This is a genomic window from Novosphingobium sp. NFX11, from assembly GCF_057376415.1.
The window spans coordinates 891,534-907,433 of record NZ_CP080384.1 but is presented as its reverse complement, the minus strand read 5'-3'; the positions used below and the strand labels follow the sequence as shown (position 1 = coordinate 907,433).

Below are 15,900 nucleotides of genomic sequence, written 5' to 3'. Positions count from 1 at the left end.
CTGGCCCGCTCCGTTCCCAAGTGCACGTGCGTTGCGGCGCTTCCAACGCTCCCTCCCCCTCGCAACGACATGACCAGAGGACCATCCATGGCAAAGCTCTTCGAGCCCCTCGCTCTCGGCGACGTCACGCTCGCCAACCGCATCGTCATCGCGCCGATGTGCCAGTATTCCGCCGAGGACGGCCGCATGACCGACTGGCACACCCAGCACCTCGGCCAGTTGGCCCAATCGGGCGCCGCCATCCTGACGATCGAGGCAACCGCCGTCCTGCCCGAGGGGCGCATCTCCTACGCCGACGTGGGCCTGTGGGACGACGCCACCGAGGCAGCCATGGGCAAAGTCCTGGAAAGCGTCCGCCGCTGGTCGGACATGCCCATCGCCATCCAGCTTGCCCATGCCGGTCGCAAGTCCAGCACCGCCAAACCATGGGACGGCGGCGCTCAGATCGCACCGGACGCAGCCAACGGCTGGCAGACGGTCTCTGCCTCCGACCTGCCCTTCCAGAAGCATGAGAATGCGCCGGTGGCGTTAGACAGCGCCGGGCTAGCCCGCGTCCGCACCGCCTTTGCCGAGGCCGCGCATCGCGCCGCACGGCTCGGGATCGACGCCATCCAGATCCATGCCGCGCACGGCTACCTGTTGCACCAGTTCCTGTCGCCGCTCTCCAACATGCGCACGGACGAGTATGGCGGCAGCCTCGAGAACCGCATGCGCTTCCCGCTGGAAGTCTACGATGCGGTGCGCGCAGCCTTTCCTGCCGAGAAGCCGGTGACAGTGCGCCTCTCCGGCACCGACTGGGTAGAGGGTGGCTGGGACATCGAGCAGACCGTCGCCTTCTCCAAGGCTCTGGAAGCGCGCGGTGCGGCTGCGATCCACGTCTCCAGCGGTGGGCTGCACACCGAGCAGCAGATTCCCGTCGGTCCCAACTATCAGGTGCCGCTGGCAAGAGCCGTAAAGCAGGCCGTTTCGATCCCGGTGATCGCCGTGGGCCTCATCACCGAACCGGAGCAGGCCGAAGCGATCATCGCCACCGGCGATGCCGACATGATCGGGCTTGCGCGTACCGTGCTCTACGACCCGCGCTGGCCGTGGCATGCGGCAGCGGCGCTGGGCGCAAAGATCGCCGTCGCGCCGCAGTTCCTGCGCAGCCAGCCGCGCGCCTACAAGGACCTGTTCGTCAGCGCCTGACAAATAGCGTGTCGCCGCCCGCCCGCTTCGCCACGACGAAGCCCGGCGGCGGCGGCAGGTCGGCAGGAATCCCGCCCGAAACCCAGACCGCGTCGAAACCATCCGCACGCATGCCCGCAATCTTTACGTTCATCGCGGCGAGGTCCGGCCGGTTTTGAGGGCAAAGCGGCGCCACGTCCTGCGTCCCGCCGGACCAGCGCTGCGCGAGGAGCGGATCGCGGACGGTCATCAGCTTGGCATTGTCGACCATGAACAGCGTGTTGACGTAGGCATCCCTGCGCGTGAGCGCATAGCTGCCCAGCTTCTCGTCCGGCACCAGACGCCAGGGAAAACCGCAATCCGGCGCCGCCCAGAGATAGCCGACGCGCCCTCCGCGCGGCACTGCACCGAGCAGCGTCAGGCGTTGTTCGAGGACGTGGCCATGGCGCACCCAATCCCGGGTCACTGTCCCGACGCGCACGCAAAACAAGGCGATTCCCGCCATCACGATCAGGCGCTCCCGTTCGGGACGGGCGCTCGGCGTGATCGCCAGCACAAGGACCAGTAGCGCGATAGGCGCGGTACGCAAGTCCGTGCCCCAGGCATTGAGGATCGTCGTGGGGGCCGCGACCGCCGCGAAGGCGAGCAGCACCCCGCTGACGAGCAACCTCCGCTCCAGCCTGCGCCCCGACGCCCATAGCAAGGCAACCCCACTGACGCAGGCCAGCGCCGCCAGCAAACCAATATCCACCAGCTTGTCCGTGCCTCGCAGCACGCTGGCGAAGACCACGATCTTGGTGTTCACGAAGTCGACGTAGGCCGGGCCGCTCCCGTGCCCCGCCGCCTCGGAACGCCAGAGCAGCAGCGGCACGACCGGCACCAGCAGAACGAGATTGGGCCGCATCGCCGGCCACACCTCGCGCCAGCTTCCGAGCTTCCCCAACTCGTTGCCCGCCGCGAGGATAAGCAGGACCACCCAACTCGCCATATGCGCCGTCCACACGACCAGCGCCGCAACTGCCAGAATCACCTGCTCGCGTCCGCTTTCGCGCGGCCGGGTGTACAGCCATGCCGCTACCAGCAAGGCCAGACCGATGCCCATGCAGTAATTGAGAAACCCCCACATCCATGCCTGATGCATGGCGAAAGGCAGTGCAACGAAAGCGCTTGCGCTCACTCGCCCATGCGCGGCGCGGGAAAGCTGGAACAGGCCCATGACCGTCAGCGGCGCCAGCAAGGCTCCAACCACCAGCGTCGCACGCTCGCTGCCCAGCAGGGGCGCCAGCAGCACCGAAGGCAGATCGGCACCGAGGTTGGCGATCCACTGCCAATGTACCGCAAATATCCTGCTCAGCGCAGGATCGGCCATGATGTTGGCCAGAACGTGATGCCGTGCCATGTGCGACGGCATGTCGACGAAACCCGGCACCGGCGCCAGCAGCACCGGCAGGAAAGCCAGCGCCACCATCGCCGGCATGAGCATCCGCCAGCGCGGGATCGGGGTGCGGTCGTCGAGTTTCGGCATCAGCGCCATGTAGCCCGCGGAGTGTTAAGATCGCCCCAATCGCCCACGCAAACGAAAACCCCGGAACCATCGGTCCCGGGGGCCTCTCGTTATTCGATCGTGAGCGAAATCAGCGCAGCGAGACGACGTTGTCCGAAACGCGCGGATCCTTGCGGCCGGTGTAGAGGCTGGCCATCGGCTCGTCCTGGGCAAGGACGACCTCACCGCCGCCGAAGCCGTTGAACGCCGTGCGCATGGCGGCACCATAGGCACCCAGCATGCCGACCTCGATCCAGTCGCCCGCCTTGATGTCGGCGGGGAGCAGGAACGGGCCTTCCATGAAGTCGGCATCGTCGCAGGTCGGGCCGTAGAAGGAGAACTCCTTCAGCTCCGACGAACGCTCGCTGTCCTTGGCGATGGCCTTGACCGGGAAGCGCCATGCGACGTGCGCCGCATCGTAGAGCGCGCCGTAGGCACCGTCGTTGATGTACAGTTCGTCACCGCGACGCTTCTCGACCTTGACGATCAGCGAGTTGTACTCGGCCGACAGCGCGCGGCCAGGCTCGCACCACAGCTCTGCGTTGTAGGCGATCGGCAGCGCCTCGAAGTGGCGGTGGATGATCGCGAAGTAGTCTTCGAGCGGCGGCGGCTCCATACCCGGGTAAGACGAAGGGAAGCCCCCGCCGACATCGACCATGTCGATGACCACGCCGGCGGCCGCAATGGCCGCACGGGCACGCTCAAGCGCCTGCACGTAGGCGAACGGCGTCATCGCCTGCGAACCGACGTGGAAGCACACGCCCAGCCAGTCGGCGACCTGACGAGTGGCCTGCAGCAGTTCGCCCGCATCGGCGACGTCGATGCCGAACTTCGACGCGAGGCTCAGCTCCGAATACTCGGACGACACCCGCAGACGCACGCAGAGGCGCAGGTCGGTGGCGGTGTTGCCCTCGGCATCGGTGGTGGCTTCGACGATCTTCTCGACTTCCTCGAGGGTGTCGAGGCTGAAGGTACGCACGCCGTGCTGGAAGTAGGCTTCGCGGATCGCGCTGGCGGTCTTGACCGGGTGCATGAAGCACAGGGTCGCGTCCGGCAGGACGCCGCGCACCATGCGCACCTCGGTGATCGAGGCGACGTCGTAGTGCGTGATGCCGTTGTCCCAGAGGATCTGGACGAGGTCGGGCGACGGGTTCGCCTTCACCGCATAGAGCGACTTGCCCGGAAACTTCGTGGCGAAGAATCGGGCAGCGCGCGCCGCAGCATGCGGGCGGTTCAGAATGACTGGTTCGTCAGGCGCGAGGGTGCGCGCTACGGCCGGTGCGTCGAGGAATGCGTGCAACTCAAGGGACCCCCAAACGGTGTGTTAACAGACAAGAGCTGCCTTGCGGTTTGGAAGTCCCCATGGGGCAGCGAGGGGCGGGATATAAGGCTCAGGACATGAATCGCAAGTGAAAAACGGGGACTTTCACAAAAACGTCATCTAGCCGGAAGCGGGCGCCGAACCGGGCGTACGATCTCATGAAATTCCGTTTTTCTGCAGCGGCTTGCATTGATCCACTCCATTGCAGCGTGATGACACCCCAGTGACAGTCAGGCCGTCCGTGTCATCGTTTGCAACGCGGCAAGGCGCAGGATCGGTTCCGGACGATTCGCCTTAACGGGATTGGCTGCATCATGAGCGCGGCGGGCGGATGCAGCTTCGCACACACCCGCCCCTTTTCATGCTTAATGATCGTATCCGAATACCTCCGGGGTTCAGCTCAGACGGCCGCGGAAATCGTCGTAATCGAACCGGCGCACGCATTCGAGCGCGTCGGTTTCCGAATCCCACAGCCAGATCGACGGCAGCGGCACGCCATTGAACGTCGTCGTCTTGACCATAGAGTAATGCGCTTGGTCGAGGAACGCGAAGCGCTGTCCGGCTTCGGGATCGGCCGGCAGCACATAGTCGCCGATCACGTCGCCCGCGAGACACGACGGGCCGCCGAGACGTATGGCCTCGGCTGCATCCTCACCGCGCTCGCCCAGCATGGCGGGGCGATACGGCGCCTCGATCACGTCGGGCATGTGGCACGTGGCGGAAATGTCGACGATCGCCACCGGCATGCCGTTCCAGCCCACGTCGAGCACGGTGCCCACGAGAATTCCGGCGTCCAGGGCCACCGCCTCGCCCGGTTCGATGTAGATTTCGGCACCGGCATCCTCGGCCATGTCGGCGAGGAATTCGATCAATTCCTCGCGCTGGTAATCCGCGCGGGTGACGTGGTGGCCGCCGCCGATGTTGATCCACTTGAGCTGGCCGAAGAACGGCTCGAGGAAGTCGAAAACCTTGTCCCACGTCCGCTTGAGCGGCTCGAAGTCCTGCTCGCACAAGTTGTGGAAGTGGATACCGTCGATCAGGCCGACGTGCTCCTCGGTAAGCTGGTCGATCGGGAAGCCAAGGCGCGAGTGCGGGGCGCTCGGGTCGTACTTGGGGACTTCGCCCTCGGGGTGCAGCGGGTTGACGCGCAGACCGATGTCGAAGCTCTCTCCGCGCGCGCGGGCGCCTTCGATGAAGGGCCAGAAGCGCTCGATCTGGGCGGGCGAGTTGAAGATCACGTGGTCGGAGAGGCGCAGGATCTCGTCCATGTCCTCCGCCTTGTAGGCCGCGCAGTACGTGGCGATCTCACCGTCGTAGAATTCCGAGGCGAGGCGCGCTTCCCACAGGCCCGAGGTGCAGACGCCGTCGAGATACTCGCCCACGATCGGCGCGGTGGACCACATCGAGAAGGCCTTCAGCGCCGACAGCACCTTCGCGCCAGACTGTTCGCCGATGTCGCTCAGGATGCGCAGGTTCGATCGCAGCTTGGCGGCATCGACCACAAAGGCGGGGCTATCGACGCGCGACAGGTCGAAGTTCGCGAAAGCGCCCGGATCGCCGGCTCTGGTTTCCATGATGCTTAGTCCCAAGTCAGCCCAGCGGGCCTTTGAAGATGAACCACGCCCCTGCCCCGACAAGGCAGAAGCCGACGATCTCGTTCCAGCCCGGCTTCTGCCCGAACAGCGCCCAGGCCACGAGCACGAAGCCCAGCAGCGAGAACGCCTCCTGCATGACCTTGAGCTGGCCGAGCGAATAGGCGGAACTGCCGATCCGGTTGGCCGGAACAGCCAGACAGTATTCGAAGAAGGCGATGCCCCAGCTCATCGCGATCGCCACCCACAGCGCCTTTCCGGGCACCTTGAGGTGGAGATACCACGCCGTGTTCATGAACAGGTTGGAGCCCGCCAGCAAAGCCACGGGCGCGACGAAGGACCAGTTCATGCCGCTCAGTCGACGCAGATCGCATAGGCGGACTTGCCGCCCTTGATCTCCGCATAGCAGCCGAACAGGCGATCATCGGCCTGGCATTGCCCGGTCGCCGCCTTGTCCGGCGCTACCGAACCCGCACTGCCCACGCACTTGCCCTCGCACTGCGCGGAATCGGTGCACTGCCTGCCCGCATCGGCATAGGCGTGCACGCACATCTCCATGCCGAGCATCCCGCGCCGCTGCACCGTGCCGCCCCCGGAGGTGCAGGCCGCCTTGTCCGCCGCGCTCATCTCGCGCGCATAGGACTGGTTGCCTGCAGGCTCGGCGGGACCGGTCGGCGCCGTGGGCGTGACCGGCCCGGGCGCAACAGGGCCGGGTTTGGGCGCTTCGGCGGGAGTGCAGCCACCCAGCGCCAGCGCACCCAGCGCGGTCAGGAACAGGAGGCGCGAGCGGCCGCCCATCAGAACGGAAGCGGCTCGGACAGTTCCTCGACGGTCCACGGCAGGCCGTGCTTGTTGAGCATGTCCATGAAGGGATCGGGGTCGAACTGCTCCATGTTGAACACGCCCTCACCAACCCAAGCACCCGTCACGACCATGGCCGCGCCGATCATCGCGGGCACGCCGGTGGTGTAGCTGACGGCTTGGTTGCCGGTCTCGGCATAGGCGTCTTCGTGATCGCAGATGTTCTTGATGTAGAACGTCTTTTCACCCGACCCGTCGAGCGCTTCGCCGGTCGCGATGTCGCCGATGTTGGTCTTGCCCTTGGTCGTGGGTCCAAGCGATGCAGGCTCGGGAAGGACCGCCTTCAGGAACTGCAGCGGCACGATTTCCACACCATTGTAGATCACCGGGTCGATGCGGGTCATACCCACGTTCTGCAGCACGGTGAGGTGCTGGATGTACGCATCGCCGAAGGTCATCCAGAACCGGCCGCGCTCCATTTCCGGCAGGAATTTCGCAAGACTTTCAAGCTCTTCGTGGTACATCATGTACATGTTCTTGGGGCCGACCCCCTCGAAGTCGAAGCTCACCTTCTTGGCCATCGCCGGGGTCTCGACGAAGTCGCCGTTCTCCCAGTGGCGGGCGGGCGCGGTCACTTCGCGGATGTTGATTTCCGGATTGAAGTTCGTCGCGAAGGCCTGGCCGTGGTCGCCGCCGTTGCAGTCGAGAATGTCGAGCGTGCGGATGGTCTTCAGCTTGTGCTTCTTGAGCCACATCGCGAAGACGCTGGTGACGCCCGGATCGAAGCCCGAACCGAGCAGCGCCATCAGGCCCGCTTCCTTGAAGCGCTCCTGGTAGGCCCACTGCCAGTGGTACTCGAACTTGGCCACGTCCTTGGGCTCGTAGTTCGCAGTGTCCATGTAGTGCGTGCCGGTCGCAAGGCAGGCATCCATGATCGCAAGGTCTTGATAAGGCAGGGCAAGATTAACCACCAGCTTCGGACCGATCTCGCGGATCAGGGCCGAGGTCGCCGCCACGTCGTCGGCGTCGATGGCGTAAGTGCCGATCGTCACGCCGGTGCGCGCCTTGACCGATTCCGCGATCGCTTCGCACTTCGACACCGTGCGGCTGGCGAGATGAATGTCCGAGAAGATATCGGGATTCATCGCCATCTTGTGGACCGCGACCGATCCGACGCCGCCCGCGCCGATCACCAGAACCTTGCTCATCAACCTGTCTCCATTGCGGCATCAAGGCCCTGAAGGCCAATCGAAAGCGCGCCATATAGGGCCGTTCTGTGACAACTCAACTGTCCGGCACACAAGGTGCGCATAACGGCGCTCAACGGCACCCAAGTGGCCTATAGCACGCCCACAGGTGTCATAAACCGCCTTCGACCCGTCATCACCCGGTCACCGCACGGTGTCATCCGCGCCGCATCCCTACGAAGGAGCCGACGCCATGACCAACCTCCGTTCCAATCTCATCGAGAACGCGGTCGTCCGCGACGAAGCATCGCGCAAGAGCAAGCTGCTCGACAAGGCGTTCGCCATGGCCTTCAAGGGCCTCGTCTACGCACAGATCTGGGAGGACCCGGTCGCCGACATGGCGGCGATGGAGATCACGCCCGACAGCCGCATCATCACCATCGCCAGCGGCGGCTGCAACGCGCTGTCCTACTTGACCGCGAACCCGGCGGGCATCACCGTGGTGGACCTCAACACCGCGCACATCGCGCTCAACAACCTGAAGCACGCGGCCGTGCGCCACCTCAGCCATGCCGAAGTGCGCCGCTTCATCGCCGAGGCCGACCGCGCCGAGAACGTCGCGCTCTACCGCGAGAAGCTCGCCCCGCATCTCGACGAAGCCACCCGCCGCTACTGGGAAGGCCGCGACCTCGTCGGCCGCCGCCGCATCGGCGCCTTCACGCGCGGCGTCTATCGCCACGGGCTGCTCGGCGGCTTCATCGGCGCAGCGCATGTCATCGCCAAGCTGCACAAGGTGAACCCCGCCGAGATTCTCGACGCCGGCTCCATGGAAGAACAGCGCCGCATCTTCGACGAGCGCATCGCCCCCGTCTTCGAGCGCCGCTTCGTGCGCTGGCTGACCAAGCACCCCGCCTCGCTGTTCGGCCTCGGCATCCCCCTGCGCAGTACGACGCGCTGGCGGGCGGCCAGTCGATGGCCGACGTGCTGCGCGGCCGGCTGGAGAAGCTGGCCTGCCACTTCCCGGTCAACGACAACTACTTCGCATGGCAGGCGTTCTCGCGCGGCTACGGCAAGGGCACCGAAGCCCCCTGCCCCCGTACCTGCAGGAAGCCAACCTGCCGCTGGTCCGCGACCGCCTCGACCGGCTGGACTTGCGCCACGCCAACTTCACCCATGTCCTCGCCGCGGCAGACGACGCCAGCTACGACCGCTACGTCCTGCTCGACGCGCAGGACTGGATGACCGACGCGCAGCTTACCGAACTGTGGACCGAGATCACCCGCACCGCGAAGCCCGGCGCCCGCGTGCTGTTCCGCACCGCCGCCGAACCCTCGCTGCTGCCCGGCCGCGTGCCCGATGCCATCCTCGACCGCTGGAATTACCGCGTCGAGCAGTCTCAGGCGGCGACGCTGGCCGACCGCTCGTCGATCTACGGCGGCGTCCACCTCTACGTGTTCAAGGGCTGAGCCCGCATGGCAACTCTCGCCCCAGACCACGCCGCGTTGATGGACCGCATCTACCGCTTGCAGCACCCGATCTACGACCTGACGCGCAAGTACTACCTGTTCGGCCGCGACCGCCTGATCGACGAACTCGACGCCAAGCCCGGCATGGCGGTGCTGGAAATCGGCTGCGGCACCGGTCGCAATCTCGCGCATGTCGGCAGGACGTGGCGCGGGGTGCAGCTGTTCGGCCTCGACATCTCCAGCGAGATGCTGCGCGCCGCGCGAAAGACTCTGGGCACCAGCGGCACGCTGGCCCTGGGCGACGCCTCCCGCTTCGACGCCCCCGCGCTGCTGGGCCGCGAAGGCTTCGAGCGCGTGATGCTCTCCTACGCTGTCTCGATGATCCCCGACTGGCAGGCTGCGCTTTCTCAGGCCGCCGCGACGCTGGCCCCGCGCGGGCGCCTTCACGTGGTGGACTTCGGGGACTTCTCCGGCCTGCCCAGCCCCTTGCGCAAGCTGCTTCTCGGCTGGCTGGCGCGGTTCCACGTTTCGCCCCGGCTGGACCTTGCCGATGTGGCGGGCCGCGTCGCTCGCGAGCAGGGGCTGACACTGGAGGTGCGGCGCGGGCCTTTCGGATATTACCAGATGGTGCGGCTTTCCCGACCTTGAAGACAATAAGGGAATGCGAGGGCCATTGCCCTCGCGCTCCCGGAACTGGCGACGTTGTGCGCGCAGCATCCTCTGCGCTCGCTTCGCCGAGTGTAAGCAAAGAGTCATACCGCAGAAGCGCCACAGACATTAAACTGTCACAATTTAGACATAATGGGCGCACTTCACCTTGGGAGGGAAATGCCGAATGCGCTCGATCATCCATGGCCTATGCACGCTCGGCGTGGTCTTCATCGCCACGCCCGCCTGCGCATCGGAGGATGAGCAGCTCTGGGTCGGCAGCTCCGCCACCGTCAAGCTGAGCGACAAGTGGCGCTTTTCACAGGAAGTGATCGGCCGCTTCAGCAACGATCGCGACGGGCTCTACGAAGTCGAGTCCAACTCCATGATCGGCTACAAGGTCGCCGACAAGGTGACCGTGTGGGTCGGCTATACCCACGATCCGAACTACAACGCCGGTCATTTCGCGGTGATGGAACATCGCGGGCGGCAACAGGTCACCTTCGACAACATCGTGAAGATCGGCCCCGGACAGCTGAGCGCCCGCCTGCGCGTCGAGGAACGCTGGCGTGAAGGCGTCGGCGGCACGGCGTACCGCCTGCGCCCTTACGTCAAGTATGTCTTGCCCTTCCAGAAAGGCGGCAAGACCGCGCTGGTACTCAGCCACGAAAGCTTCATCGACCTCAACGAGACCAACTTCCAGCGCGTGCAGGGCGAGGAGCGCATGCGCAACATGATCGCCGTGACCACTCCGCTGGCGAAGACCGTGAACCTCGAGGTCGGCTATCTTCACCAGCACGGTTTCCGCCCCGACGCCGACGACAGCAACGACAACGTCGCCTCGGTTTCGCTGGGGTTCAATTTCTGAAACCGTGGGCGGGACAGGAAGTCTGGTTTGGGTAGAATTGTGAACCGCTAAATTCGTCATTGCGAGCGCAGCGAAGCAATGACGAGATGCGGGAAAGCATCCGATGTAAGTGGACAGGCGCCATCGCTCGCACCCTGCTCATGCTGGGCTTGTCGAAGAATGGAGAGCCACGGCGCCCGGCCTCGGGGGCTTCGACAAACTCAGCCTGAGCGGGATGGGAAGGTCAGCTTTGGCTGGGGAGCGGTCGTTGTATAAGGCAGGTTGAAGGCATGACGAAAGACGATCTCGCAGAACGCCTCGCCCTAGAAGGCATCGCACCGTCAGCTTATGACCTGAGCGGCGCAGGGCGTTCTGAGAGCTACGTCTTTCGCGAGCAATCAAGTGATTGGGCCGTATTCTACAGCGAGCGCGGTTTGCAAACGGGGCTCCGCGTTTTTGCAACTGAAACCGAGGCCTGCGGCTACTTCATCCAGCTTGTAGCCAGCGATCCCACCACCAGAGCGGCGCTAGACTGAACGACCGACTTGGGGCGTGTCCGGTCAGGCTGCATTTCTTCCCGAGCGGCGAGTACCGGACGGACGGCTATAGAGCGCAGCGCTCGCCGCCCGGAATGGCGAAAACGGGTGGGAAGCCGACATAGTCCTACAGGACTTTGCCCTGTCGGTAGGCAACCTTTGCGTTGCCTTGCACCTTGGTCCCGCGTTTCGTGATCGACACAGCCGGTATATGGTCGAGGCGCGTAATGAGAATGCCGATGAAGTCGGAAACATCTCCCTGGACTCCACTGGTTTCGACGTGAATTGCAAGAGCATCAGGATCGGTGCCGTAATTTCGCACGACAGCGCCTTCTCCGAAAATGCTTCGTGCGGCCTCGCGAATGAAGGAAGCCTGCTCTCGGGCAAGTTCACATGGTATCTGTGGTGGCATTGGTGATTTAGCGGAGAAGGCATAGCCACTTCTTAGTGCCCCGCAGCAATGTCCGCAAAGTGGCGTGTCCGGTCAGGCTGCATTTCTTCCCGAGCGGCGAGCACCGGACGGACGGCTATAGAGCGCAGCGCTCGCCGCCCGGAATGGCGAAAACGGGTGGTTAGCCGACGTTCAGTTTACGGCTACAAGAAGTCAAAAGCTGCCGCTGGTTATGCGATGGCGATCCGTGGCTGCACACGCTGAGCCACCATCATCAGCAAATCGTAATCGGTATTCGCCAAGGTCATATAGCTAAGACCATGCTCGTAATAAACCCGCAGCGATGCTCCTTCAAATAGCAAGGTCCCCTCGACGAAGTCCTCGTCTTCGATATAGTCGGGAAGCGAGAGAGAACGGGCCGGGTTTTGTCCTAGCGCCTCTGCGATCTCAACAAGCATGGCGCGGAACGGCGCCTTATAGTTGAAATTATCGAGCACCCAAAAAACGAGTGTCCAACCGCCCTGCGGATTAGGCGTGATCTCCAACGGGGCTTCGACCTTAATCATCAGCCGCATGATGACGGCTATCAGTCATCACGTCCAGACGCCCGGATGGCGACAAAGGGGCGCTTACCGAAGGTCTCCTCACCTTCCATACGGCGCTCTCCGAAGCTCATCGCCCGCCACAACGTTACACCGCAAGGTGATCTCGCTAGATCCCTTGAGGCCACACACAAAAAGCCCCCGTCCAAGGACGGAGGCTTCTTGATCCCACCCGCAAGGGGTCAGGAAATCAGATCCCGGCGATCGCCTGGTCCACCAGCACCCTGTCGGCGGCGGCGGAGTGGTTCGCGGCGATCAGGCCCTTAGCGGCAGCAGCGGCGGCAGCGGCAGCCTGGTTGCGCAGCTGGGTCACGGCAGCGAACTCGGCTGCGGTGATCTTGTCCTGCGCCATCTTCTCGCGGCGGGCGATGGTCTCGGTGGTGTCCGCCTCGGCCTTGGCGACGATCGCCTCGGCTTCGTGACGGGCATGGTCGAGCATCGCGGCGGCGTCCTTCTCGGCGTTCGCGATCTTGTCCGCGTACTCCTTGCGAAGGGCTTCCGCCTCGGCGCGCAGCGACTTGGCTTCGGCGAGCTGGGCCTTGATCTCGGCGATCTTGCCGTCGAGACCCTTGCCGATCATCTTCGGCACGCCCTTCCAGGCCAGGATCGCGAGCAGCACGATCATCGAGCTGCTGACAACCGCGACCGGCGGCGCGAAGCCGAGGAACAGCGGTTCGGCGTGATGCTCCGTCGAAGCGTGCGTTTCCGCGCCGCTCACTTCGGCAGCTTCATGGTCGAGGCCGTGCTCGACGGCGGCGTTGGCGTCAGCCATGGACCAGGTTCTCCTTCACGGCGCCGCGCACGGCGTCGTCGCCCAGCGACAGGCCGGCGATGCGGCTGACGATGTCGCGGGTCGCCTCAGCGGCCACGGTCTCGATGTCGTCGGCAGCGGCACGGCGCGCCTCGGCGATGCGGGTTTCCGCACCGGCCAGAGTGGCGTCGATCGATGCCTGGGCGACGGCGAGGCGCTGCTCGGCAGCGGCTGCGGCCTTGGCACGGGCGTCGGCGATGGTGCCCTGCGCCGAAGCGCGGTTGGCGTTCTCGCGGGTGCGCCAGGAGGCCTCTTCGGCATCGGCCTGGGCACGAGCGGCTTCGGCTGCCTTGAGGTCGGCGGCGATCTGGTTGTCACGGCTGGCGACGGTGTCCATCACCTTCGGCACCATGCCCCGTCCAACGACGAAGAAGGTGATACCGAAGAAGATCAACAGCCAGAAGATCTGGCTGGAGTAGAACTCGCCTAGCTGAGCGATCTGAGGCATGGGTTCAGCCCTGTCTCGAAGGAAGCCGGAAAAAATCTTGCCGGAAATCCCGGCCGCCTCACCAAAGGGTCAGGGCGGCCGGAAATCCGGTCAAACGCGAGCGATCAGGCGAAGATCAGCAGCGCGGCAATGACGAACGAAAGCAGGCCGAGAAGCTCTGCACCGGCGAAGCCGATGAACAGGCGACCCTGCTGGGCGTCAGCGGCGCCCGGGTTGCGCAGCGCGCCTTCGAGGAACTTGGCGAAAACGTTGCCCACGCCGATCGAGGCGAGGCCGGCACCGATTGCAGCGAAACCGGCTCCGAGCAGCTTTGCAGCTTCTGCGTCCATATCAAAAACTCCCTTTGGTGTGCCCGCAAGTGAGGCGAAAAAAGATGATCAGTGAAGGTTCTCGGCGTCGTTGAGATAGACGCAGGTGAGAAGAGCGAAGACGTAAGCCTGGATGCCGGCGACCAGCAGTTCCAGCGCGCAGATGCCGACCATCAGCACGAAGCTGGGAATGCCGGCGATCGCGAACATGATCGGACCATTGTTGCCGCCCGAGATCACGAAGCTGGAAAGCACTTCGAGCAGCACGTGGCCGGCCATCATCGCGACGAAGAGTCGCAGGCCGAGGCTGAACGGGCGCACCAGGAACGAGATCAGCTCGACCACGAAGATGATCGGGATCATCAGCGCCGGCGTACCGTGCGGCACGAAGAGCGAGAAGAAGTGTAGCTTGTGCTTGGCGAAGCCGACGATCAGCACGATCGAGAACGACAGCACCGCGAGAACCCCCGTGGCCGAGAAGTGGCTGGTGAAGGTGAAGGCGTGAACGCCCAGCACGCCCAGCGGCATCAGGCCGAGGAAGTTCGCGAAGAGGATGAACATGAACAGCGAAAAGATGTACGGAACGTACTTCTTGCCGTTTTTGCCGACGTTGGCGGCCAGCATGCCGTCGATGAAACCGGTGAAGGTCTCCACCGCCATCTGCCAGCGACCGGGCACCAGCTGGCGCTTCATGCCGCCCGCAACGAACACGATCAGCGCGAGGGTGGCGATGGCCATCCACAGCGCACTGTTGGTGAAGGCGATATTGTAACCGGCAATGTTCCAGTCCGCGCCCGCCAGCTTTTCAAGCTGGAACTGGTGCATCGGATCGAGCTTCGCTTCGGCTGCCACGCGCGATTACCCCTGTCGCCTATTGAACCACAGCGCCCCCTTACCCATTTTCGGGTCAGTCAGGACGCTGGTTCGTAATCCGTAATATGTTCCTGAAGGCAATACCAATTCCCACGAACAGCATCACCATCAGACTCAAGGCCATATATCCGCTGAAATGGCCGATGAGCCATCCCAGGAACAGACCGCCCGCGACACCTCCCAGCAATTCCGAAAGCACCCGGTTGCCCATGCGATAGCTCGCATCGGTTTCCGCGCCGGCTTTCGGTCGGTTGCGTTCCTCTTCCCGCTCGCGAAGGGCCTTCAGCCTTTCGTCGAGCAGATCGATGCGCGCATCCTCGCCAACAGGGTCTCGTGCAGGTTGCTCGTCGGTCATGTCACGTCCTCCTCACGATGACAGGAACGTTAGACACAAACGACGGCTGCCCGCCAAGAGCACCGGCCCCTTAGGGTGGGGCTTATCCCGAGTCAACCGGGGCGGCGGCTCCACGGTGCCTGTTGTTGACAGGACACGGGGCCAGGATGCGGCGCAGGTGAAGTAGAACTGCGGCGATCATCCGAATACCGCAATGGCGATGCAGCCGGAATGGACACGAAAAAGGCCGGAAAAGCGTGCCCGCTTCCGGCCTTTTCTTGATTCGTCAGTGACGCGGCGAAAGTGTTTAACGGAGCGACCTAGTACTTTTGGCCGCGCGCCGTTTTCACCGCCTTATGGAGATCAATGTCACGGACAGCGCGGATCGAGTTCCGGCGCACCGGCGCTGCGCGTCTTCCACGAACCGTCGAGGCCTTGGTACTTCTCGCCGGGCTTGGTGTCGCGGATCAGCTTGCAGCCGGTGGTGAAGGCGTATTCCTCGATCGTGCTCTTGCCCTGGGCGGCGGTGGTGTAGACCGAGCGGCGCTTGTTGTTGATGTCGCGGACCATGGCGGAGATGTCCCCGCCGCCGCTGATCACGCCGAGGTAGCCGTCGCGCTGCTCGCCGACCTGCCCGGCCGCGCGAGCCGCGACGTATTCCGGCGAGCGCTGCGCATAAGCCGTGGACGCACCGGCGACGGCGAGAACCGTGGTGGCTGCGGCGGCAATGAAACGAATGCTCGTCATCAGAAAATGCCCTTGTTCTCGTCCACCGTCTTGGCCGCGTCGGCGGCCAGGCGATAGACGACTTCCTGCCGGATGTTGATGTTGAGTTCGATCACGATCGGCTTGTCGGGCGCTGCAACCTGAATGCAGCCTCCGAGACCGAAAGCGACCGCCATCACCGTCGCGGCCATCATTGCGGCGCGAACGGCGCGCCTGCCGGACCGTGTGCCCACCTGCTGCTCTGTCGAATACCCGTCGATCATCGCCGGGCTTGTCGCAGCCGGAGGGCTTCCGGTCAA

18 protein-coding genes and 1 pseudogene are annotated in these 15,900 nt (G+C 64.3%); 5 read left to right on the top strand and 14 right to left on the bottom strand.

Annotation, left to right across the window (positions count from 1 at the left end):
* Positions 1 to 87: 87 nt before the first annotated feature.
* A complete protein-coding gene (locus KZO24_RS04675; protein ID WP_271181098.1) occupies positions 88 to 1,188 on the top strand; it encodes an NADH:flavin oxidoreductase/NADH oxidase in 1,101 nt (366 codons plus the stop codon).
* Here KZO24_RS04675 and KZO24_RS04670 read toward each other — a convergent pair.
* From KZO24_RS04670 to KZO24_RS04645, 6 genes are all read right to left on the bottom strand, one after another.
* Positions 1,178 to 2,692 (bottom strand): hypothetical protein, encoded by a 1,515-nt coding sequence (locus tag KZO24_RS04670; protein ID WP_370425051.1) that lies wholly within the window; start codon positions 2,690 to 2,692, stop codon positions 1,178 to 1,180. The genes KZO24_RS04675 and KZO24_RS04670 overlap by 11 nt on opposite strands.
* Positions 2,693 to 2,801: 109 nt before the next feature.
* A complete protein-coding gene (locus tag KZO24_RS04665; protein ID WP_271181100.1) occupies positions 2,802 to 4,010 on the bottom strand; it encodes a type III PLP-dependent enzyme in 1,209 nt (402 codons plus the stop codon).
* Between the two features lie 416 nt (positions 4,011 to 4,426).
* On the bottom strand, positions 4,427 to 5,605 hold the full coding sequence (locus KZO24_RS04660; protein WP_271181101.1) for a carboxynorspermidine decarboxylase: 1,179 nt from the start codon (positions 5,603 to 5,605) through the stop codon (positions 4,427 to 4,429).
* Positions 5,606 to 5,621: 16 nt separating this feature from the next.
* A complete protein-coding gene (locus KZO24_RS04655) occupies positions 5,622 to 5,972 on the bottom strand; it encodes a DMT family protein (RefSeq protein ID WP_008828838.1) in 351 nt (116 codons plus the stop codon).
* 5 nt (positions 5,973 to 5,977) lie between these two features.
* Positions 5,978 to 6,421: a hypothetical protein gene (locus tag KZO24_RS04650; RefSeq protein ID WP_271181102.1), complete on the bottom strand. Its 444-nt coding sequence runs from the start codon at positions 6,419 to 6,421 to the stop codon at positions 5,978 to 5,980.
* Positions 6,421 to 7,632 (bottom strand): saccharopine dehydrogenase family protein, encoded by a 1,212-nt coding sequence (locus KZO24_RS04645; protein WP_271181103.1) that lies wholly within the window; start codon positions 7,630 to 7,632, stop codon positions 6,421 to 6,423. The genes KZO24_RS04650 and KZO24_RS04645 overlap by 1 nt, the downstream gene beginning before the upstream one ends.
* Before the next feature lie 322 nt (positions 7,633 to 7,954).
* On the opposite strand from KZO24_RS04645, the pseudogene KZO24_RS04640 reads away from it, so the two are divergent.
* The 4 genes and pseudogenes from KZO24_RS04640 (at position 7,955) to KZO24_RS04625 (ending at position 11,108) form a co-directional block, all read left to right on the top strand.
* A pseudogene (locus KZO24_RS04640) lies at positions 7,955 to 9,077 on the top strand (BtaA family protein).
* A 6-nt stretch (positions 9,078 to 9,083) separates the two neighbouring features.
* A complete protein-coding gene (locus tag KZO24_RS04635; RefSeq protein WP_486486927.1) occupies positions 9,084 to 9,725 on the top strand; it encodes a class I SAM-dependent methyltransferase in 642 nt (213 codons plus the stop codon).
* A 187-nt stretch (positions 9,726 to 9,912) separates the two neighbouring features.
* Positions 9,913 to 10,593: a DUF2490 domain-containing protein gene (locus tag KZO24_RS04630; protein ID WP_271181106.1), complete on the top strand. Its 681-nt coding sequence runs from the start codon at positions 9,913 to 9,915 to the stop codon at positions 10,591 to 10,593.
* A 269-nt stretch (positions 10,594 to 10,862) separates the two neighbouring features.
* The gene (locus tag KZO24_RS04625; protein WP_271181107.1) at positions 10,863 to 11,108 is read left to right on the top strand and encodes a hypothetical protein; all 246 of its coding nucleotides are present in this window, start codon (positions 10,863 to 10,865) and stop codon (positions 11,106 to 11,108) included.
* A 621-nt stretch (positions 11,109 to 11,729) separates the two neighbouring features.
* On the opposite strand, the gene KZO24_RS04620 is transcribed toward KZO24_RS04625, so the two are convergent.
* From KZO24_RS04620 to KZO24_RS04585, 8 genes are all read right to left on the bottom strand, one after another.
* Entirely contained in the window at positions 11,730 to 12,074 is a 345-nt protein-coding gene (locus KZO24_RS04620) for a hypothetical protein (protein WP_430097304.1), read from the bottom strand.
* A 217-nt stretch (positions 12,075 to 12,291) separates the two neighbouring features.
* Positions 12,292 to 12,873: a F0F1 ATP synthase subunit B family protein gene (locus tag KZO24_RS04615; protein WP_271181110.1), complete on the bottom strand. Its 582-nt coding sequence runs from the start codon at positions 12,871 to 12,873 to the stop codon at positions 12,292 to 12,294.
* A complete protein-coding gene (locus tag KZO24_RS04610; protein WP_271181111.1) occupies positions 12,866 to 13,360 on the bottom strand; it encodes a F0F1 ATP synthase subunit B family protein in 495 nt (164 codons plus the stop codon). The genes KZO24_RS04615 and KZO24_RS04610 overlap by 8 nt, the downstream gene beginning before the upstream one ends.
* Before the next feature lie 104 nt (positions 13,361 to 13,464).
* Complete coding sequence (locus KZO24_RS04605; protein ID WP_008833283.1) at positions 13,465 to 13,689, bottom strand: F0F1 ATP synthase subunit C; 225 nt, start codon at positions 13,687 to 13,689, stop codon at positions 13,465 to 13,467.
* 48 nt (positions 13,690 to 13,737) lie between these two features.
* Complete coding sequence (locus KZO24_RS04600; protein ID WP_008833284.1) at positions 13,738 to 14,520, bottom strand: F0F1 ATP synthase subunit A; 783 nt, start codon at positions 14,518 to 14,520, stop codon at positions 13,738 to 13,740.
* 55 nt (positions 14,521 to 14,575) lie between these two features.
* Positions 14,576 to 14,896 carry an AtpZ/AtpI family protein gene (locus KZO24_RS04595; protein WP_486486926.1) on the bottom strand — a complete coding sequence of 107 codons (321 nt, stop codon included), beginning with the start codon at positions 14,894 to 14,896 and terminating at the stop codon, positions 14,576 to 14,578.
* A 348-nt stretch (positions 14,897 to 15,244) separates the two neighbouring features.
* Entirely contained in the window at positions 15,245 to 15,622 is a 378-nt protein-coding gene (locus KZO24_RS04590; RefSeq protein ID WP_271181112.1) for a YdbL family probable chaperone protein, read from the bottom strand.
* Positions 15,622 to 15,834, bottom strand: coding sequence for a YnbE family lipoprotein (locus tag KZO24_RS04585; RefSeq protein WP_486486925.1), 213 nt, complete (start codon positions 15,832 to 15,834; stop codon positions 15,622 to 15,624). The genes KZO24_RS04590 and KZO24_RS04585 overlap by 1 nt, the downstream gene beginning before the upstream one ends.
* Between the last annotated feature and the right edge of the window lie 66 nt (positions 15,835 to 15,900).

Excerpts from the sequence above, each read along its gene's own strand:
- KZO24_RS04675 (WP_271181098.1), top strand. The coding sequence starts at position 88 with ATGGCAAAGCTCTTCGAGCCCCTCGCTCTCGGCGACGTCACGCTCGCC.
- KZO24_RS04670 (WP_370425051.1), bottom strand. The coding sequence starts at position 2,692 with ATGCCGAAACTCGACGACCGCACCCCGATCCCGCGCTGGCGGATGCTC.
- KZO24_RS04660 (WP_271181101.1), bottom strand. The coding sequence starts at position 5,605 with ATGGAAACCAGAGCCGGCGATCCGGGCGCTTTCGCGAACTTCGACCTG.
- KZO24_RS04655 (WP_008828838.1), bottom strand. The coding sequence starts at position 5,972 with ATGAACTGGTCCTTCGTCGCGCCCGTGGCTTTGCTGGCGGGCTCCAAC.
- KZO24_RS04650 (WP_271181102.1), bottom strand. The coding sequence starts at position 6,421 with ATGGGCGGCCGCTCGCGCCTCCTGTTCCTGACCGCGCTGGGTGCGCTG.
- KZO24_RS04645 (WP_271181103.1), bottom strand. The coding sequence starts at position 7,632 with ATGAGCAAGGTTCTGGTGATCGGCGCGGGCGGCGTCGGATCGGTCGCG.
- KZO24_RS04635 (WP_486486927.1), top strand. The coding sequence starts at position 9,084 with ATGGCAACTCTCGCCCCAGACCACGCCGCGTTGATGGACCGCATCTAC.
- KZO24_RS04630 (WP_271181106.1), top strand. The coding sequence starts at position 9,913 with ATGCGCTCGATCATCCATGGCCTATGCACGCTCGGCGTGGTCTTCATC.
- KZO24_RS04625 (WP_271181107.1), top strand. The coding sequence starts at position 10,863 with ATGACGAAAGACGATCTCGCAGAACGCCTCGCCCTAGAAGGCATCGCA.
- KZO24_RS04620 (WP_430097304.1), bottom strand. The coding sequence starts at position 12,074 with ATGCGGCTGATGATTAAGGTCGAAGCCCCGTTGGAGATCACGCCTAAT.
- KZO24_RS04615 (WP_271181110.1), bottom strand. The coding sequence starts at position 12,873 with ATGGCTGACGCCAACGCCGCCGTCGAGCACGGCCTCGACCATGAAGCT.
- KZO24_RS04610 (WP_271181111.1), bottom strand. The coding sequence starts at position 13,360 with ATGCCTCAGATCGCTCAGCTAGGCGAGTTCTACTCCAGCCAGATCTTC.
- KZO24_RS04605 (WP_008833283.1), bottom strand. The coding sequence starts at position 13,689 with ATGGACGCAGAAGCTGCAAAGCTGCTCGGAGCCGGTTTCGCTGCAATC.
- KZO24_RS04595 (WP_486486926.1), bottom strand. The coding sequence starts at position 14,896 with ATGACCGACGAGCAACCTGCACGAGACCCTGTTGGCGAGGATGCGCGC.
- KZO24_RS04590 (WP_271181112.1), bottom strand. The coding sequence starts at position 15,622 with ATGACGAGCATTCGTTTCATTGCCGCCGCAGCCACCACGGTTCTCGCC.